We start from the raw sequence: 20,545 nt of genomic DNA on the forward strand, positions 1-20,545 counted from the left end.
AGAACATTTAATTACAGGAGTCAAAAAACTCAAAGATTTCACAAAAACTAAATAAACATTAGTTTCTCAATTTTATAGGTTGACCATGCAGAAACGCTTTATAAGCTCTCTAAGAAATAAATCACTCCAACTGTTGTTAGCAGGTGGAATTTTAGCTAGTTCTACTACCGCATTTGCCCAAAAAACAACATCAGCTTCACCATATTCTCAATTGGGAATAGGTCAGATCCGTGAAGATTTATTGCCTCAGTACAGAGCTATGGGGGGAATTAATACCGGTATTCGTACATTTGACGGTGTATACAATACCAACCCAAGCAATCCGGCGTCTTACTCTGCAGCACGAGTGAGTATCTTTGATGCAGGTCTATATGGCAACTATACGCAACTCAAATCAACTACCAGAGCCGACAATACCGCTGATTTTGCTTTTAGCCACATCACGATGACTTTTCCAATGAAAAAGTTTGGTGGTATCAGTATGGGTATATTACCATTCTCGGATGTGGGTTACAGAACAAATTCGCCGGAGGGTATTAATTCCGAAATCTATAACAAGGTGTTTACCGGTGAAGGCGGTCTGACAAAAGCTTATGCGGGATGGGGTGTACGTGTCTACAAAGGATTGAGCATAGGTGCGAATATGTCTTACCTATTCGGAACCTTGAACGACTATAGCCGTGTTGAATTTCCTGTCTCCTCCGGAGCCTTAAATCCACAACGCCAGAATAAGCGTGAAATCCAAGGTATTATCTTTGATTATGGTTTGCAGTACGAACAACCTCTAGGTAAAGAGTATGTATTGAGCTTCGGTTATTCGGGTTCCCTGAATAACGATATCAAGGAGCGCACAACAATTATCGACACCAGAACTACACCATCCTCTGATCCAGACAACCAAAATATACCTTTAGATACGACCTATATGTCTGATCGGGTCAGCCGACATTTGACCCTTCCATTAAAGCACAATGTGGGGATAACACTCGCACACAGTGGTAAATGGTTAGTCGGGGCAGATTTTAAATATGCAGACTGGTCAAGATTTCAGGTTAGGGATGGTGAAAATAGACTCCGTAAAAATTATGGTGTAGCTGTCGGAGGGCAATTGACACCCGATAGATCATCGCTTAGGTATTTAAATCAAGTTGACTACCGCCTGGGATTTAGATACAACAAAACCCAGTATTTTCATGGCGGAGAAAATATCAATGATATGGCTGTAACTGTAGGTGTAGGATTACCGTTAGCTAGAACCACCTATTCGACTGCGTTCTCCAAAGTCAATTTCTCAGCAGAATTTGGCCAGATGGGCAAAGTTTCCAATGGTCTCTTACGGGAGCGTTATATCAACTTCAATATTGGCTTTACGCTCAATGACCGTTGGTTTAGAAGAAATCAATTTGACTAAAATCATGGTACGCAAAGTATCCGCGAGATCCATATTTCAAAATATATCGCCCCTGGTAATTCAAATTTTACTAGGGGCGCTCTTATTGACTTCCTGTGAGCCGGACCTAAAAGAAGTAGACCGGATCGCTAATCTAAAAAAAGAAGAAGCCGTGGATATCTCACGTCATGTAGATATTATCTATAGCGATTCAACCCGGGTCAAAGCCAACCTCACGGCCCCCGAAATGCGGATCAAACACGATAGCACTGAAATCTATGAATTTCCAAAGAGCATAAAAATCATATTCTATGATGAAAACCTCAAGGAAACCCAACGTATTACTTCCGACCATGCCATCCGGAGAGAAAAAGAAAAAACAACGATCTTTACCAAAAATGTGGTTGTGACCATGGCTGATGGATCAGTTCTAAAAACAGAGGAAATCGTTTATGATGAAGGGGCAAAAGATCCGAATAAGACTTTTTACAATAATCTTCCTGTCACAGCATTCTTTAAAGACCAACGCGGGAACCTTTCGGGATCATCTTTTACCTCCGACAAGGACCTGCTCCATGCCAACATACAGAACGCTACCGGTGTTGTCATTATCAAGGACAACAGTTTATTTCCATCGATAGGGAGATAGCAGAATCCCTGCTGCCTATTGACATCGCCTGATCGAGAGATTTTCAATAAAAAACAGCAGCATACAAATAGTTTTCAAATTTTTTTTATTACATTCAGGAAAATATTCCGTTTTTTTTTATAAAAATTGTATCTTGCACCGCATTTTGCTATGCTATGCATAAATTAACGAAATACAAGTATTTACACAATATAAACACAATAAGCAGACTATGGGATTAATGGGCTTTTTGCGTAACAAAGCTGGTGTTATCTTGACAGCAGCCATGGCTATCGCAATTTTAGCATTTTTACTAGGCGATGTCGTTCGAGGAGGAGCTCCTTTTTGGGCTAGACATCAAAATCGTGTAGGGGAAGTCAACGGAACAGAAATTGAGTATCCTGCGTTCAGCCAACAAGTGGAACAGGCAGAAGAAATGTTCAAACAACAAATGGGCGGTGCAGTGACTCCTCAAATGAGAACTTATGCCGTACAACAGGTTTGGAATCAATTCCTATCCAGAGAGATTTTGAAAAAAGAGATTGAAAAAATCGGTTTGACAGTAGGTAAAGATGAATTAAATGATCTAGTAAAAGGACCAAATCCTTCTCCTCAGATCGTACAAGCGTTTACCAATCCACAAACAGGACAGTTTGACCATGGCCAGTTGATGACTTTCTTGAGCCAAGTGAATACTGCTGGCAATCAAGCGGTATATGACCAATGGAACGCCTTACTTGAAGGTGTAAAAGATGAACGTTTAAGCAGCAAGTATGGCGAATTGCTTTCGAACAGTGTTTACGTAACTTCATTGGAAGCTAACGAAGAATACCAGGAACGCAATAAATTGGCCAACTTCAAATACATTCTTTTAGATTACGCTTCTGTAAAAGATGCTGAAGCTAAAGTAACTGATGCGGATTTCCAGGAATACTACAATGAGCATAAAAATATGTTCAAAACACAAGAGGAAACACGTGCGATCCAATACGTTACTGTAGATGCAAAACCTCTTGCAAAAGATTCATTAGCTGTCAAAGAAGCGATCGACAAGTTAAAACAAGATCTTATTGTTGCGAAGGATGACTCACTATTTGCTTCCATCAATTCAGATAACAAATACCCATTCACCTACGTAAAAAAAGGTCAATTGAGCCCTTCGTTGGATTCTGTTGTCTTTAACGTAGCAACAGGTACTACGGTAGGTCCATTCTTAAGCAATGGTGCCTATGAAATTGCGAAAGTAGTTTCAACAGTGGTTGGTCCAGATTCAGTAAAAGCTTCTCATATCCTATTGGATGCTACGGCAGAAGGTGGTGTTGACAAAGCATTGGCAAAAGCTGATTCAATTAAAGGTTTAATCCAAAAAGGAGACAACTTCGCCGCTTTGGCAGTTCAGTTCAGCAGTGACCCGGGCAGTAAAACTAATGGTGGTGAACTTGGTACTTTTACCAGAGGCCGCATGGTACCGGAATTTGAAAAAGCAGTATTTGAAGGCAAAAGCGGAGACATTAAAGTGGTAAAATCCCAATTTGGCGTACATATTATCAAAATCGAGAAACAGATCGGTACTGCAAAATATGCTAAAGTTGCGATCATCGACAAAGTAATCAACAGCGGTAAAGAAACCTTAAACAATGCTCATAGCAAAGCGACAGCATTCTTATCTGCAGCTACTGCACAAAACTTTGCGCAAGAGGCTAAGAAACTTGGTTTAGAAGCACGTACAGCATCACGTGTTACGGCAATGGACAATGTGCTTGATGGTACTGAAGCACCACGTGATTTAATAAAATGGGCTTTTGAAGCTAAAAAAGGTGATGTTTCAGACAAAGTATTTGAAACTGAAACCTCGTATATCCTGGCAAGCTTAGTGAATGTACAACCGAAAGGAGTGCTTTCTTTGGACGCGGTGAAAAAGGACATCGAACCTGCAGTTAAAAATAAGGTTAAAGCTAAAGTCTTAAAAGAAAGATTTGACAAAGCTTTAGCTGGAGCTTCTTCAATTGACCAAGTGGCTCAAAAAGTAGGTAAATCTGCTATCCATGTGGAGAATGTGGTATTTGCCAACCCTGTTATTCCGGGTGTAGCCTTGGAAAATGCGGTAGTAGGTACTGTATTTGGGCTTCAACCAAACAAACCTTCGAAAGCCATTGAAGGAAATACAGGCGTGTATGTGGTGCAGGTGAATGGTTTCACAAACCCTTCAGCGATCTCTGACATAAACGGACAAAAGAAACAAATGCTTGCAGCTAAGGCGCAACGTGCTTGGGGATCTATTTTCCGCGCATTGCAGGACAAAGCTGAAATCATTGACAATAGAGTGAAATTCTTTTAGAAGATTTTTAAGTAAATTTGTAGCCGGACGAATTATCGTCCGGCTTTTTTTTGATAGAATAACTATGGAAATTCAAACAAATATTGTCAATAAAGTTGCCCAAAGTGGATTAATAACCGTAGATCTGGCGGACTATCATCCGAAGACCGACAATGTCCTATATGATATTAAGGATAATTTGTTCCATGGACTGATGTTACGGGAAAAAGATTTCCGCGAGTTCATCAAAACACATGACTGGTCACAATATACCGATAAACATGTTGCCGTCACCTGTACAGCTGATGCGATTGTGCCCACATGGGCTTATATGCTGCTGGCAAATAAATTAGAACCGTATGCTGCGGCCGTTATCTTCGGAGATTTAGATGAGCTCGTACGTATACAATATGCCGCCGCTATTGACCAAATCGACATGGAACAGTTTCGCGATCAGCGGGTGGTCGTGAAGGGCTGTGGAGATACCTTTATTCCCGAATCGACATTTGTGCAGTTCACGGTGAAACTTAGCAAAGTAGCTAAAAGTATTATGTACGGGGAACCTTGTTCAACAGTTCCAGTTTTTAAAAGAAGTCCTCAAGCGCCAAAAGCGGCTGACAAACAAGTATAAGCTGCTGGCTCATGTGGGTTTCATCACCTTAAAAAGACAATTTATTCTGATGAAATTAACATTTCTTTTCAAACAATTTTCGTAAACTTACGTACATGAAACTTATATCGACATTGCTCCTATACTTATCAGTTTTTGTAAGTACAGTTTTCGCTCAGGATTTACCCCATTTAAAGGAATCGGCATTTAAAGGTGGAGAGAAATTAAAGTACAAACTCCGCTATGGTATAATTTCCGCAGCAACGGGAACGTTGACTGTCGGTGATACGAAAGACGGATTTGGGAATCCCTCCTTTCATCTGTATGCTGCAGGTAAAACAGCGGGAGCATTCGCCATTTATACCGTAAGAAACGAATATAATTCGTATATCAATAGTAAGACATTCTTGCCTTACTACTATACGGAAAACATCCGTGAAGGTGGTTACAGAAGGAACGATAAAGTGCGTTTCAATCAGGATACACATACAGTAGTTGGTAATAAAGGAACATTTACATCCAAGGTGGATCAGACTTTTGATTTGCTGTCCTCCTACTATTTTGCCCGCAATCTGGACTTAAGTTCCGTAAAGCCCGGGGAATCCTTTAAACTGACCTATTTCCTGAATGACGAAATTGCCACACTGGGTATACAATATATTGGAATCGAAAAAATAAAAACCGAATTGGGTACATTGGAGTGCCTTAAATTCAGTCCCGAAATTAAACCGGGGCGTATCTTTAAAAAAAACAGCAAGCTTTACCTTTGGGTAACCAACGATGGTAACCGCATTCCAGTGAAGGCCAATGTCGATATATTAATTGGCTCTGTCACTTTAGAACTTCTGGAAGCAAGCGGACTAAAATACAAATTGGGCCAAAAAGCAAGCTACTCAAAATAAATAGAATGATTGAAGTAGGAAATGTGTTGGTACACGAAGATCTGATCAATAATGACTTTGTGTGCAATCTATCAAAATGTAAGGGAATCTGTTGTATCGAGGGGGACTCGGGTGCACCTTTATTGGAAAGCGAAAAGGCAATTCTGGAGGAGATCTATCCGAAGGTCAAACCGTATATGACAGAAAAGGGTATAGAAGCCATCGAAGAACAAGGCAAATACGTCGTCGATGTAGATGGTGATCTAACCACAACATGTGTTGATGGCAACAAAGAATGTGCCTATGTCACCTGGGAAAATGGCATTACCAAATGTGCGATCGAGAAAGCTTATGAGCTGGGCGAAGTTCACTGGCGGAAACCTGTCTCCTGTCACCTCTATCCTATCCGCACGACGCATTATCCAGAATTTGACGTACTTCATTACGACCGTTGGCATATCTGTAAAGACGCCTGTAGTTTTGGCAAGGAGCTCCAGGTGCCAGTTTATAAATTTCTAAAGGATCCCCTGATCCGCACTTATGGCGAAGAATGGTACAAAAATCTTGAGCGGGCAGTCGATGAGTTGTAACAAAATTACTATCTTTAAGCTTTAACTTTTTGGTATTTCATTCCAATTCATGTCAAAATTAACAGAGATCCAACGCCCTATTATCCACGAACTTGAAGCTTTTGAAAAGAAATTCAAAGCATCGATGAAAAGCTCCGTTCCTTTGTTGGATCGCATCACGCAATATCTGATCAAACGCAAAGGCAAACAAATGCGACCAATGTTTGTCTTTTTCTCAGCGGGCATCTGCAATGGGATTAATGAATCGACTTATCGGGGGGCCGCTTTAGTTGAATTATTACATACAGCTTCACTGGTACATGATGATGTTGTTGATAACTCCTATGAACGTAGGGGGTTCTTTTCCATCAATGCACTCTGGAAAAATAAAATTGCGGTGCTGGTTGGTGATTTCTTGCTTTCAAGAGGTTTGTTGCTTTCTGTAAAACACCAGGATTATCACCTGTTAAAAATTGTTTCAGAAGCAGTCGACCAAATGAGTGAAGGGGAATTACTTCAGATCGAAAAAGCACGTAAGCTGGATATCGAAGAATCCATTTACTTTGAGGTCATACGGAAAAAAACAGCTTCATTGATTGCATCTTGTTGTGCCTGTGGGTCGGCTTCATCCAATGCAGACCAGGAAACGGTAGCGAAATTGCACCAATTTGGCGAGAAAATCGGCATTGCATTTCAGATTAAAGATGACCTGTTTGATTTTGGATTGGACGATGTGGGAAAACCACTCGGAAATGATATCAAAGAGAAAAAAATGACCTTACCTTTGATTCATGCTTTAAATCAGACAAGCTCCAGCGAAAAGCGGCGCATCATCAATCTGGTCCGCAACCATAACGAAGACCCTAAAAAGGTCGCTGAAGTGATCGATTTTGTGCGCAACAGCGGCGGACTGGCCTATGCAACAGACAAAATGCTGGAGTACCAACAAGATGCCTTTCACATCCTGGAGGGTTTTCCGGATAGCGAATACAAAGAGGGATTACTGCAATTGGTAAAATATACAACAGAAAGAAAAAAATAATGAGTCACGAATTAATGTTTTTTGGAGGTTTTTTAATCTTCATTGCACTGATGCTAGCCATTGACCTTGGGTTATTCTCCAAAGGCGATAAACCTGTCAGCTTAAAGACGGCCGCGATAATGAGTGCTGTATGGGTGCTGTTCTCTTTAGGTTTTTATTGGCTCCTACGTCAGTATGGATTTGAACTTCATAATATCCATGATCTAAACCATCTCCAAGAGGTTATCACAAAACATCACCACGACATCAAAATCATCCCCGGTGATCTGGCGGCAAGTTTAGAAATCTATAATAAAAACCTGGGCCTGGAATATTTAACGGGCTATGTTGTTGAATATGCCCTCTCGGTAGATAATATTTTCGTAATGGTACTCCTGTTCACCTCATTTGGAATTCCTGAGCGCTATTACCATAAAGTCTTGGTATGGGGTATTTTGGGCGCAATCATTATGCGGTTTTTGTTTATTTTCCTCGGAGCAACCCTGATCGCTAAATTTGGCTGGATTCTATATGTCTTTGGTGCCTTCTTGGTGTTCACCGGTGTCAAGATGTTTATCAACCGCAACCAAGAGGAAGAGGTGGATCCACAAAACCACCCGGTGGTCAAATTTGCATCTAAATATTTCAAAGTAACACCCAAATTGGATGGTGGTCATTTTTTCCATATCGAGAATGGCGTAAAATACATGACACCGCTATTCTTGGTCTTGTTAGTAATTGAATTTACCGATCTGATTTTTGCTGTGGATTCTATCCCCGCAATTTTCTCAGTGACTAAAGATCCATATGTGGTATTCTTCTCCAATATCTTTGCCATCCTTGGATTACGCTCCATGTTCTTCTTATTGGTAAATATTATTCATAAGTTCCAATATCTAAAAGTTGGTTTGGCATTTCTATTGGTCTTTATCGGCTTAAAAATGTTATTGCACCACTGGCTGGCAGAAGTAGGCTTTACAACGACCCACTCGCTGATTGTGATCATCGGTATACTTGCATTAAGTATTATCGCTTCACTACTCTTTCCAAAGCATAAGGAAATTACAGGATAAGTACAGGTATACAAAGGGTCGTAAAATTACGACCCTTTGCTTTTCAATATTTTAGCTTAGTTTCTACCCCTTAGACCTAAACTAAAACACTCCCAATTACAGCCTATTTTTAAGAACAATTATTTTACAGAGGAATTTACCTTACTAAATTTAATTTATTTAATTTAGCACCACTTTAAATTAACAAAATACTAACAAATGAATTGGAATAAATCGATTGTACTAGCCGCGTCTCTTTTTGCAGCTTCATTCCAAGTACAAGCACAGGACAATTTGATCAATGCCTTAAAAGCAAATCAAAATGACAATAGCAAATCCGGATTTACATTTACAGAAGTTATCAATCTAGGTAACACCTCGATCAAGGATCAAGGTTCTTCAGGTACATGTTGGTCTTATTCAGGAAACTCGTTCTTAGAATCCGAGATGATCCGTATGGGTAAAAAACCTGTGGAGATCTCCCAGATCTATACAGCGCGTAATACGTATTTAGATAAAGCACGCACTTATGTACGTCTTCATGGCGGATTATCCTTGGGCGAAGGCGGTCAATTCCACGATGTGCTGAATTCATTCCGCAAATATGGTACGATGCCACAATCGGCCTATACCGGCCTTCACTACGGCAGCACACGCAATAACTTCGGTGAAATGACTTCCATGCTGGATGCGATGTTAGGTTCGATTGTAAAAGGCAAAACCCTGACTCCAAACTGGGAAAAAGCCTATACAGCAGCAATGGACTCTTACTTAGGTGAAGTTCCTGAAAAATTCGATTACAACGGCAAATCATATACACCACGTACATTCGCAGATCAGGTAATTGGTATCAATCCGGATGACTATGTTGGTATTGCCTCAGTTACTGACCACCCTTATTACAGCCAATTTGTTCTGTTAATTCCAGACAACTGGTCATTTGACCGTTTTTATAACGTTAAAATGAATGATTTAACGGACATCATTGACAACGCTTTACAAAAAGGATATACTGTTGCTTGGGCAACTGACGTCTCAGAAAAGGGATTCTCCTGGAAAAACGGAGTTGCTTATGTTCCGGAAAAACCATTCGAACAAATGAGCGACCAAGAAAAAGCAAGCATGTTTGTCGGTCCTAAACCAGAAATGAAAATTACGCCAGAAGAACGCCAAAAAGCTTTTGACAATTGGCAAACAACAGATGATCATGGTATGCATATCGTAGGTCTGGTGAAAGATCAAAACGGGAAAGAATACTATATCGTTAAAAACTCCTGGGGAACATCCAATGACTACAAAGGATATTTGTATGCTTCCAAAGAATTTGTACGCTATAAAACAACTTCTCTACTGTTACATAAAGACGGTCTGACCAAAGATTTAAAATCGAAGATAAATATCAAATAAGCGATTTAAAGATCCTTTAAAACACCTCTGAAATTAATCTTTCAGAGGTGTTTTTGTTTTCAGATTAATTTGATAACTTAAACATAATTATAAATCTAGTTGTTCAGTGAGTATGAGAAGTATAATCGCATTATGCCTTGCAATTTTATTTGGGAATTTAGCACAGTCCCAGACCAAAGGGGTGAAATTTGTAGAAGGATTAAGTTGGAAACAGGTCAAAGAAAGAGCGAAGGCAGAAAATAAGTTTATCTTCGTAGAGCTTTTTGCAACCTGGTGTGGCCCCTGCCAATACATGAGTAATGAAATTTTCCCTTTGGAACAGGTTGGCGACCCCATCAATCAAAATTTTATCAGTGTTCGGGTTCAGATGGATTCCACCGAAGCGGACAATGCTGCTGTCAAGAAATGGTACGCTGACGCCCGTGCCATTTCCAATGAGTACAATATCCAATCCTTTCCAACCTTTTTGATCTTCAATCCCAACGGGGAAGCTGTACACCGCATTGTTGGGGCGAGCGATGCACCTGAGTTTGTCGAACATGTATCGGACGGACTGTATCCCGAAACTCAGTATTATACCTTATTAAGAAAATTTGAGAAAAGACCGCAGGATATCTATACTGCTAAACAGATGTTAAAAGCGGCAAATATCGCTTATGATGAGCTTACCGCCCGTAAAGCGGAGAATACTTTAGCCAACTCCTTGGGTACCGACGAGCTCTTTAAGAAAGAAAATGTACATATTCTATTGGCTGCTGCCAAGTTTACAAATTCAAAAGCCTTTAACCTGATCCGCAATAATAAGGAAAAAATAGATATTCTGCTGGAATCACCGGGAATCGCCAACCGTACTTTGGCAAATGTCGTTGTAAACGAGCTTTTCCAAATTAAAATAGACGCCAAACACGAGCCTAACTGGGATAGTTACCAAAGCGAGCTATCTGCAAAATATCCGGATATAGACTTTGTCCCAATGTTTAAAAAGATCAAAGCACACTATTATCTTCAGGTCAAGAATTATGTGGCCATGAAAAATACCATTAATGACTATTTATCGTCAGAGGATTTTACCGCCCATCAATTAAACACCTTTGCGTGGACGATCTTTAATAACAGCAGTGATCCTGAATGTATCGATGCAGCGATCAGCTGGAGCAAAAAATCGATCATAGAGGATCCCAGTTCTGCATTCTTAGACACATATGCCAACCTGTTGTATAAAAAAGGTGAAAAAGACAAGGCGATCAAGTGGCAAAATAAAGCCATAGAAATGGCCAGTGACGACGATCGACCGATCTATCAGGAAACATTGGACAAAATGACCAAAGGGATAAAAACCTGGGAAAATTAGAGCTTGCCTTCACGAATTCCGCGCTTGACTTTTTAAAGAATATGCTTTAAATGCAATGGCCGGATCTTTAACATGTAGGATATAAAATAAGGCAATGTCGTCGAGGCATGGCCTTATTTTATTGATCCGGTTTTAATTCGCCTGACACATCCATCGATGTCACAAAATAGTAAACTCCCTGATTAATTTTTTTTACAATATTTTTCTGGATCGTAATTTTATTCCGTAAATTAACACCTAAATATCAACGGATTATGAAAAAGTTAATTTTAATGTTATTCCTGATTCCAACGCTCCTATTTGCACAGAGTGAAGGTGTAAAATTTGAGCATGGCCTCAACTGGAATCAGATCAAAGAAAAAGCCGCCAAGGAAAACAAATTTATTTTTGTGGATTGTTTTACTACTTGGTGCGGCCCCTGTAAGTATATGGCAAGCACAATCTTTCCACAGGCAAAAGTAGGAGATTTCTTCAATGCCAAATTTATAAATGCCAAAATCCAGATGGATAAAACCAAAGACGACAGCGAGGAAATAAAATCCTGGTATGCCGAAGCAGATCGTTTTGCCAAAGATTATACAGTAAGAGCCTATCCTACGTTCCTGATCTTCGATTCAAAAGGCAATCTTGTCCATCGGATTGTCGGTGGCGGAGAAGCAGATGCTTTTATCGCTAAAGCACAAAAAGCGCTTGATCCAAACACGCAATATGAAACCCTATTGGCAAAATTCAATGCTGACCCCAACAATATAACAATTGCAAAAGCCATGGCTGAGGCAGCGAAAGAAGCTTATGATCAAGAAACTCAGGCAAAAGCAGAAGGCGTTGTATTAGCTTCGCTATCAACTGATCAGATCTTTACAAAAGAAAATGTTAGCTTGCTACTTTCCGCAGCTAAAGTTGTTGATTCCAAAGCGTTCAACTTGATCAAAGATAATCCAGCTAAATTTGATGCCGTCAGCGAAAAAGTAAAAGCCAACGATTTCTTGGCGCAGTTACTCATCAGCAATGCTGTAAACAGCAAAATTCAGGCGAAAGAAGCCGTAGATTTTACCGCTATCGAAAAAGAGCTGGATCAAAAATATCCAACAGTCAATACGGAAAAAGCGAGTCTGGAAATGCAACCCCGCTACTTCTCCTATACCAAAAACTATCCCGGTTTAAGAGACAGTTTTAATAAGTATATCGAAAAATATGGTTCAACGATCACAGCAATGGAATTAAACCAAATGGCTTGGTCTATCTTTGAAAACTGTGATGACCCAGCTTGTTTAAAAGCAGCTTCTGAATGGAGCAAATTATCACTTGAGAAAGAAAAGGATACACCGATGTATCTGGATACCTTTGCAAATCTTCTTTATCGCCTAGGTGACAAAGATCAGGCTATCAAAACACAGGAGAAAGCGATTTCACTTTTGACAGCAAATGATAAAAAAGAGGATTACGTAGCAACGTTACAAAAAATGAAAAAAGGCGAAAAAACCTGGGAATAATCCCTATCCCAAAATAAAATATAAAGTCCAGATCAAGCTTGTTGATCTGGACTTTTTTATTGAATTCCTCCAACATTCTTATTTTAATTCTTTGACCCCCATATTCCAGAGCGCAAAAGCATATTTATCAACCGTGCTATTAATCAGCACCTCAGTAGATCGGCCAGCACCATGTCCGGCTTTTGTTTCGATACGGATCAATACGGGATTATCACACGCCTGTTTGGCCTGTAATTCGGAGGCAAATTTATAGGAATGTGCCGGAACAACGCGGTCATCATGATCACCGGTCAATACCATGGTTGCCGGATAACAAACACCTGATTTCACATTGTGCACGGGTGAATAGGCTTTCAGATAGTCAAACATCTCTTTACTGTCCGCAACTGTCCCATAATCGTATGACCAGCCTGCGCCAGCTGTGAATGTATGGTAACGCAACATATCCAATACGCCAACTTCCGGCAATGCGACTTTGGCAACCTTAGGATCTATGGTCATTGTTGCTCCAACGAGCAAACCACCATTGGAACCACCTGACAATGCCGTGTATTCGGGTGAAGTATAACCATTCTCCTGCAGATAATGTGCCGCAGCGATAAAATCGTTAAATACATTCAGCTTATTGAATTGCCGTCCCCCATCATGCCACTTTTGACCATATTCACCACCTCCGCGTAAGTTTGGAACAGCATATACACCCCCATTGGCCAACCAAACCGCAACAGAAGTACTGAAAGCTGGTGTCAGACTGATATTAAACCCACCATAACCGTATACAATTGTCGGATTTTTACCGTTCAGAGCGATGCCCTTTTTATACGTAATAATCATGGGCACTTTCGTTCCGTCCTTGGAGGTATAAAACACCTGCTTCGATTCATATTGATCACTGTCAAACTTGACATTCGGTTTGATATAAAGAGCCGATTGTCCGGAGTTGACATCAAACTTATAGCTTGATGAAGGCGTAATGTAATTCGAGAAACCAAAGTAAATCTCCTTTTCCTTTTTCTTGCCCGAGAACCCACTTGCTGTTCCTACACCCGGCAGTTCGATCTGTCTGATTTTTTTACCAGTATAGTCGTATTGGATCACAACCGAAACGGCATCCTTCAGGTAATTTGCGAATAGATAACCACCACCGGTACTGATCGAAAGGACATTTTCAGTTTCCGGAATCACATCTTTCCAGTTTTCTTTGGCCGGATTTTTAAGGTCAACCTTTACCAGGCGGTTATTGGCCGCCTTATAATTTGTTTCCAATAGAAAAGTATCGCCGATATTATCGACGACGCCCGTATTTGCATCAAAATGATCCTGTAGGCATATAATTTTGCTATTCGGTTTACTCAGATCTTGGTAATAAAGCTCATTCCCCGTAGTTGTATTGGCTGCAGAGATAATCAGATAGCGTTGATCATCTGTTAATGAAGCGCCCACATAACGTCTCGGCGTTGCCGAACCGCCAAAAATCAGCTGATCCGTAGACTGTGCTTTTTTGAGCTTATGGTAATACAATTTATGCTGATCCGTCTTCTCCGATAATTCCGATCCTTTGGGTTTATCGTAGCTGGAATAGTAAAATCCGTCGTTTCCTTTCCAGGCGATGCCTGAGAATTTCACATCCACAAGCGTCTCCCCAACGGGCGCTTTATCCTTAGCGTTCAACACAATCACCTTTCTCCAGTCCGAACCGCCCTCAGAGATCGAATAAGCTACAAGACTTCCGTCCTTTGAAAAAGAAACGTCGGCCAAAGAAGTCGATCCATCTTTTGAAAAGGTATTTGGATCAAGGAAAATCTCTTCTGTACCATTCTCACCTTGTTTACGGTAAAGTACGGAATGCTGCTGGAGCCCATTATTTTTAAAGAAATAGGTATATGCCCCCTCCTTGAAAGGAGTTCCTATTTTTTCATAATTCCAGATTTCCGTCAACTGTTCTTTCAATTTTGTCCGGAAAGGAATGGTATTTAGATAATCAAAAGTGACTTTATTTTCGGCTTGGACCCAACTTTTAGTTTCTGCTGACCGATCGTCCTCCAACCAACGGTAGGGATCTGCTACTTTCTCACCCCAGAATTCGTCTACGACAGAGCCCTTGCTCGTCGTTGGATATTTCAACTGTTGTCCACAAACAGTAGTTGCTGTACCAGCCATACCAATCATCATCAGGATAAGGCCAATTTTTTTGTTTATCATAAAAAACTTTATACTTGTTTCACCCAAAAATAACAAATATAATTTCAGATTTCATAACGATAGTTTAAAGTAAATGTCATTATCGGGGGATATCGAACAATAATTCACGACTTCAGATCAAAGGCCGGATCTTATCCTGATGAAATTTCCAGAATCCTTATTTTTACATCAGCTGAAATTTTTTTAGCTTTATTTAAATCTTTTAAATATTTAACAATGCGCAAAAGAATCGCTTTCCTTTACTTGGCCATTACCCTTTCTGCTATCGGTATGAGTCAAGCGCAGCAGCTTTCGGTAGATCAGCAATATCGTGCTACCCCCACTAAGGTCAACAACCTTGTCCATACCAAACTCGATGTCCGTTTTGACTATAAAAATCAATTTTTGAATGGAAAAGAATGGGTTACATTGCAGCCGCATTTCTATCCGACAGATTCACTGCGCTTGGATGCCAAGGGCATGGATATCAAACAAATCGCACTGGTCAATGGGCAGCAGCTCGTTCCCCTAAAATATACTTACGATGATAATTCTCTTCTGATCAAACTGGACCGAAATTATCTTTCAAGCGAAAAATACACCATATACCTGGACTATACCGCCAAACCCAATCTACTTAAAGTACAGGGCAGTGCGGCGATCAATGATGCAAAAGGACTCTATTTTATTAATCCCGACGAACGGACGCCGAATAAACCCCGACAGATCTGGACACAGGGCGAAACAGAAGCTTCGTCTGCCTGGTTCCCAACCATTGACCGCCCCAACCAAAAGACGACGGCCGAAATTTCAATGACTGTACTGGATAATTATGTCAGTCTGTCCAATGGTGCTTTGGTCAACCAGCAAAAAAACAACGACGGAACACGTACCGATACCTGGAAAATGGAACTCCCCCATGCGCCGTATCTCTTTATGATGGCTGTAGGAGATTTTAAGATTTACCAGGATAAATACAATAATATTCCTGTTGATTATTACCTGGAGCCGAAGTATGCTCCTTATGCCAAAGATATCTTTGGTAAAACTCCAGCCATGATGGACTTTTATGGCAAAACTTTGGGAGTTCCCTATCCATGGAACAAGTATGCGCAGATTGTCTGTCGCGATTATGTCTCTGGCGCCATGGAAAACACTACGGCAACGCTACACGGCGAACATGTTCAAAAGACCAAAAGGGAACTTTTGGATGAAAATGAAGAGGGCACTATTGCCCATGAGCTGTTCCATCAATGGTTTGGCGATCTGGTTACCGCTGAATCCTGGTCTAACCTAACGATGAATGAATCTTTCGCAACCTTTGGCGAAATCATCTGGCATGAGCATGACGGTGGCAAAGAAAAAGGGGATAAATCAAGATTCGAAAAGTTACAGTCGTACCTCAAATCAACCCAGAACGGTAATAGTCCAGCACTTGCACGTTACTACTACCACGACAAAGAAGATATGTTTGATCATATTAGCTATGCCAAAGGTTCGTTGATATTATACGCCTTAAAAGAACAGATGGGCGATGCAGCGTTCTATCAATCGCTCAAAAAATACCTGACAGAAAATTCTTTTAAAACCGGCGAGCCACAGCAATTACGTCTGGCGATGGAAGAAGTTACCGGCAAAGACTGGGCTCCTTATTTTAACCAGTGGTATTACAAAGGCGGCCATCCGATCCTCAACGTAACACGCAAAAATGAAGACAATACACTTGTTCTCAACATCGATCAAGTACAAGATTCGAGTGTTCAAACATTTCAATTACCACTCGCCATTGACATCTATACCAAAGAAGGCAAAATCAGCAAAACGATACAGCTCAACAAACGGACGACAAAGCTTGCCATTCCCTTGACAAGTCCTCTTGAATTTATTGATATCGATCCCGAAAAAACGCTTGTCGGCGAGATCCAGATCGACAAAAGCGACGCGGACTACCTTTATCAATATAAACATGCACCATCTTTTACCAACCGTGTTGCCGCGTTACTATTTGCGATGAAAAATCCGAAAACAACAGCCGGGCGGGAACTGCTGACGCAAGCATTGGCTGATAAGGATGCTGATCTGGTAGCGATGGCCATTCAGGGCATCGATCTAACCGATCCTGCAGTTAGGAAATCTATGGCAAACATCATCGCTTCATTGGCTGAAAAATCCACCGCCTCGGTCGTACGCGCCTCTGCGATCCGGAAGCTGGGACAGATCAAAGACAAAAAGTATAAAAATTTATTGTTTAACGGAACTAAAGATCAGTCTTATATGGTCATCGCAAGTTCACTCATGGCCATTAAGGATACCTATCCCGATCAACTCCAGCAGGCTGCCAAGAACATAGATCCCGAGGCCTCGGAATATTTGAAATCCCTCCTGGCAGATTTGTCCAAATCGTAAAAAATATATTCTGGAAGCGAATTTTGTATTCGCTTCCATTTTCTTTAGATTTGGGCACATGTCAACAAGAAAAAAAATCTATTTTGCCTCAGACTTTCACCTTGGATCCTATCCACTGGAGCACTCCCGCGAAAGAGAACAGGCTATTATTCAGTGGCTCGACGAAATCAAAGTCGACGCTGCACAGCTCTACCTTGTTGGCGATATTTTTGATTTTTGGTTTGAATATGCGACTGTAGTGCCCAAAGGCTACATCCGCTTTTTGGGCAAACTGGCAGAAATTGCCGACCTGGGTATCCCGATCACTTTATTTAAGGGCAACCACGATATGTGGATGTTTGATTACCTCAAAAAGGAGTTAAATGCGCAGATCATTGCCGATGAACTGGAGCTTGAACTTGACAATAAACTTTTCTACATCCATCATGGGGATGGACTAGGCTCCGGGGACTACAAGTATAAATTGCTCAAGAAAGTATTTCGGAGTCGTTTCTGTCAATGGTTATTTGCACGATTGCACCCTAACCTGGGGATAGGCATTGCCACCCGATGGTCCAAGCATAGTAGGCTTTCCAACAATGAAGATGAGAAATTCCTCGGTGAAGACAAAGAATGGCTGATCGGTTATGCCAAAGAAATCGAGCATAAACAACATCACGACTTCTATCTGTTTGGCCATAGACATCTACCCTACGACGTTAGGCTCAATGCGGAAAGCCGTGTTGTCAACTTGGGCGAATGGATCAATTATTATACCTACGCGGTATGGGATGGGGAAACTTTACGTTTAGAAAAATGGGCGAAAAAGTTGTAATTTCTTTAGCAGACTGCTTCCAGGGTTACCATTTTCTCAACCCCGTAAGCATTGATCGACTGGAGCAGATCAGTGAAAAACTTAACTGCAAGAGGAATAGTGTATTGATCCGGCAAGACAAAATCCAGAAGGACATTTATTTCTTGGCTTCGGGATTAGCCAGGGTCTATTACGAAACTGCAGACCGGCAGATCACACTGGACTTTGTCTCTCCCGGCGGCACATTAATATCGATGAACAGTTACGTGCATGACACACCTGGATACGAAAACATCGACCTCCTGGAAGATAGCATAGTCTACAAAATTGACCAGAAAAAGTTATTTACGCTCTACGAGAGTGACATTGCCATCGCCAATTGGGGAAGAAAAATGGCTGAGTTAGAATTTATCAAAGCGGAGCAGCGTACAATGTCCAAACTTTTTAATACGGCCCAGGAACGGTACGCCGAGTTGCTCGAAAAATATCCTCAATATATACAGCGCATCAAACTTGGTTACATCGCCTCCTATCTGGGTGTTAGCCAAGTGACCCTCAGCCGCATCCGGGCGAATATCCTTTAATATTTTTAACAAATGTTAAAAATATTCTGCAGAAAAACCTAGACCTTTGTCCCTGAAACAAACAAACAGATATATGAACTGGGTATTTTTAATTCTTGGCGGAATATGTGAAATTGGTTTTACGACCTGTCTTGGAAAAGCAAAGGATGCAGAAGGTAGTGCACAATGGCTCTGGTATGGTGCCTTTGTTGTCTTCCTATTTGCAAGTATGGGCTTGTTGATCAAAGCAACGCAGACACTTCCGCTCGGAACAGCCTACGCTGTATGGACAGGTATCGGTGCAGTCGGAACGGTTTTAATGGGTATTATCTTCTTTAAAGAACCCGCAGATTTCTGGCGCATATTCTTTATTTTCACGCTGATTGCTTCCATTGTTGGGCTAAAAGCAGTTTCCTCTCATTAATAGCTGGCTAGGTAGTTCAAAAGCAACAAAATTTCCTTACTTTTGTACTCTCAATAGTAATCTAGGTCATAAATTCCTAGAAGAAGCATTTTTGATATATGTTAGATAAATTACAAGCGATCAAAGAAAGATGGGAAGAAGTGGAAGCTGAATTAAGCAACCCTGACACCATGCAAGATATGAAACGTTTTGCCAAATTGAATAAAGAATACAAAGATTTGGGCAAAATCGTGGATCAATACCATATTTATAGAAATATGGTCAGTAATATTGATACCAATAAAGACATCATCATGAACGAGAAGGATCAGGAACTTCGTGAGATGGCAAAGGAAGAGCTGGATATTTTATTGGTTGAAAAAGAGGAAAAAGAAGAAGAAATCCGATTGATGCTGATCCCTAAAGATCCCGAGGATGCCAAAAATGCCATTATCGAGATCCGTGGTGGAACAGGAGGTGACGAGGCGGCTTTATTTGCCGGTGACCTTTACCGTATGTACACCCGTTATTTTGAAACAAAAGGCTGGCGCAATGAGGTGATGGACGTTACCGAAGGAACTTCAGGCGGTTATAAAGAGGTTATCCTTAAAGTAATCGGTGAAGATGCGTATGGTCAATTGAAATATGAGTCTGGTGTACACCGCGTACAACGTGTTCCTGATACAGAGACACAAGGACGTGTCCATACATCAGCGGCTTCAGTTGCCGTATTGCCAGAAGCAGAAGATGTCGACGTGGAGATCAATCCGGGTGATATCGAATTACAGACATCCCGTTCGGGTGGTGCCGGAGGTCAGAACGTCAATAAAGTAGAAACAAAAGTACAATTGACACATAAACCAACAGGTATTGTCGTCGTTTGTCAGGTAGAACGCTCCCAATTGGCCAACCGTGAGTTAGCGATGGAGATGCTTCGTAACAAACTTTATGAGCTAGAACTGAACAAAAAGAACGGTGATATTGCTGCAAAAAGAAAAACTTTGGTATCTACAGGTGACCGCTCAGCAAAAATCCGTACCTATAACTATCCACAAGGTCGCGTAACAGAACATCGGATTGGTATGACAATGTACAACCTACCGGCGATTATGGACGGTGATATTCAAGGAATTATCGACGCATTACAGTTTGCAGAGAATGCGGAGAAGATGAAAGACGGTCAAGTAGACTAGTTTTTTTTCAAAAAATCTTTGCAGATACGTAAACAAACGCTATATTTGCACACCTTCTGAGGAGAAGGGTTGAGGTCTGGTAGTTCAGCTGGTTAGAATACATGCCTGTCACGCATGGGGTCGCGGGTTCGAGTCCCGTCCAGACCGCTTCAAAAAAGAGAGTAATCTCGGTAAGTTCTTTAACAAAATAAGTTTTTAAGATTTTTAGGTCTGGTAGTTCAGCTGGTTAGAATACATGCCTGTCACGCATGGGGTCGCGGGTTCGAGTCCCGTCCAGACCGCCAAAA

General features: G+C 41.0%; 17 protein-coding genes and 2 tRNA genes. 18 read left to right on the forward strand and 1 reads right to left on the reverse strand.

What is annotated here, in order from left to right; genetic code table 11:
• The first annotated feature begins 85 nt into the window (after positions 1-85).
• The 11 genes from HMAT_RS22470 to HMAT_RS22520 all read left to right on the forward strand — a co-directional run bounded on the left by HMAT_RS22470 (position 86) and on the right by HMAT_RS22520 (position 12,719).
• On the forward strand, positions 86-1,411 hold the full coding sequence (locus HMAT_RS22470) for a hypothetical protein (RefSeq protein WP_104385079.1): 1,326 nt from the start codon (positions 86-88) through the stop codon (positions 1,409-1,411).
• A 4-nt stretch (positions 1,412-1,415) separates the two neighbouring features.
• Positions 1,416-2,039, forward strand: a complete 624-nt coding sequence (gene lptC / locus HMAT_RS22475) for an LPS export ABC transporter periplasmic protein LptC (protein ID WP_104385136.1) — start codon at positions 1,416-1,418, stop codon at positions 2,037-2,039.
• Positions 2,040-2,250: 211 nt separating this feature from the next.
• Positions 2,251-4,356: a SurA N-terminal domain-containing protein gene (locus HMAT_RS22480; protein ID WP_104385080.1), complete on the forward strand. Its 2,106-nt coding sequence runs from the start codon at positions 2,251-2,253 to the stop codon at positions 4,354-4,356.
• Between the two features lie 64 nt (positions 4,357-4,420).
• Positions 4,421-4,966 carry a DUF2480 family protein gene (locus HMAT_RS22485; protein WP_199768736.1) on the forward strand — a complete coding sequence of 182 codons (546 nt, stop codon included), beginning with the start codon at positions 4,421-4,423 and terminating at the stop codon, positions 4,964-4,966.
• 95 nt (positions 4,967-5,061) lie between these two features.
• A complete protein-coding gene (locus HMAT_RS22490; RefSeq protein ID WP_104385082.1) occupies positions 5,062-5,847 on the forward strand; it encodes a DUF3108 domain-containing protein in 786 nt (261 codons plus the stop codon).
• A gap of 5 nt (positions 5,848-5,852) precedes the next feature.
• Positions 5,853-6,416: a DUF3109 family protein gene (locus HMAT_RS22495; RefSeq protein ID WP_104385083.1), complete on the forward strand. Its 564-nt coding sequence runs from the start codon at positions 5,853-5,855 to the stop codon at positions 6,414-6,416.
• Between the two features lie 49 nt (positions 6,417-6,465).
• Positions 6,466-7,437, forward strand: coding sequence for a polyprenyl synthetase family protein (locus tag HMAT_RS22500; protein ID WP_104385084.1), 972 nt, complete (start codon positions 6,466-6,468; stop codon positions 7,435-7,437).
• Positions 7,437-8,489, forward strand: a complete 1,053-nt coding sequence (locus HMAT_RS22505; RefSeq protein ID WP_104385085.1) for a TerC family protein — start codon at positions 7,437-7,439, stop codon at positions 8,487-8,489. Before HMAT_RS22500 ends, HMAT_RS22505 begins: the two co-directional genes overlap by 1 nt.
• A gap of 198 nt (positions 8,490-8,687) precedes the next feature.
• On the forward strand, positions 8,688-9,875 hold the full coding sequence (locus tag HMAT_RS22510) for an aminopeptidase C (RefSeq protein WP_104385086.1): 1,188 nt from the start codon (positions 8,688-8,690) through the stop codon (positions 9,873-9,875).
• Positions 9,876-9,987: 112 nt separating this feature from the next.
• Positions 9,988-11,226 (forward strand): thioredoxin family protein, encoded by a 1,239-nt coding sequence (locus HMAT_RS22515; RefSeq protein ID WP_104385087.1) that lies wholly within the window; start codon positions 9,988-9,990, stop codon positions 11,224-11,226.
• 254 nt (positions 11,227-11,480) lie between these two features.
• Positions 11,481-12,719 carry a thioredoxin family protein gene (locus tag HMAT_RS22520; RefSeq protein WP_104385088.1) on the forward strand — a complete coding sequence of 413 codons (1,239 nt, stop codon included), beginning with the start codon at positions 11,481-11,483 and terminating at the stop codon, positions 12,717-12,719.
• Positions 12,720-12,797: 78 nt separating this feature from the next.
• Here HMAT_RS22520 and HMAT_RS22525 read toward each other — a convergent pair whose 3' ends face one another.
• Complete coding sequence (locus HMAT_RS22525) at positions 12,798-14,921, reverse strand: prolyl oligopeptidase family protein (RefSeq protein WP_104385089.1); 2,124 nt, start codon at positions 14,919-14,921, stop codon at positions 12,798-12,800.
• 216 nt (positions 14,922-15,137) lie between these two features.
• On the opposite strand from HMAT_RS22525, the gene HMAT_RS22530 reads away from it, so the two are divergent.
• The 7 genes from HMAT_RS22530 (at position 15,138) to HMAT_RS22560 (ending at position 20,542) form a co-directional block, all read left to right on the forward strand.
• Positions 15,138-17,306 carry a M1 family metallopeptidase gene (locus tag HMAT_RS22530; protein ID WP_104385090.1) on the forward strand — a complete coding sequence of 723 codons (2,169 nt, stop codon included), beginning with the start codon at positions 15,138-15,140 and terminating at the stop codon, positions 17,304-17,306.
• Between the two features lie 58 nt (positions 17,307-17,364).
• Positions 17,365-18,120: a UDP-2,3-diacylglucosamine diphosphatase gene (locus tag HMAT_RS22535; RefSeq protein ID WP_104385091.1), complete on the forward strand. Its 756-nt coding sequence runs from the start codon at positions 17,365-17,367 to the stop codon at positions 18,118-18,120.
• On the forward strand, positions 18,102-18,683 hold the full coding sequence (locus HMAT_RS22540; RefSeq protein ID WP_158656063.1) for a Crp/Fnr family transcriptional regulator: 582 nt from the start codon (positions 18,102-18,104) through the stop codon (positions 18,681-18,683). The genes HMAT_RS22535 and HMAT_RS22540 overlap by 19 nt, the downstream gene beginning before the upstream one ends.
• A gap of 73 nt (positions 18,684-18,756) precedes the next feature.
• The gene (locus HMAT_RS22545) at positions 18,757-19,086 is read left to right on the forward strand and encodes a multidrug efflux SMR transporter (RefSeq protein ID WP_104385092.1); all 330 of its coding nucleotides are present in this window, start codon (positions 18,757-18,759) and stop codon (positions 19,084-19,086) included.
• Between the two features lie 98 nt (positions 19,087-19,184).
• Complete coding sequence (gene prfA, locus HMAT_RS22550; RefSeq protein ID WP_104385093.1) at positions 19,185-20,258, forward strand: peptide chain release factor 1; 1,074 nt, start codon at positions 19,185-19,187, stop codon at positions 20,256-20,258.
• 73 nt (positions 20,259-20,331) lie between these two features.
• Positions 20,332-20,405, forward strand: a tRNA-Asp gene (locus tag HMAT_RS22555).
• Between the two features lie 60 nt (positions 20,406-20,465).
• Positions 20,466-20,542 (forward strand) — tRNA-Asp (locus tag HMAT_RS22560).
• Positions 20,543-20,545: the final 3 nt, after the last annotated feature.

It is taken from the genome of Sphingobacterium sp. HMA12 (assembly GCF_002933815.1).
GTDB lineage: Bacteria > Bacteroidota > Bacteroidia > Sphingobacteriales > Sphingobacteriaceae > Sphingobacterium.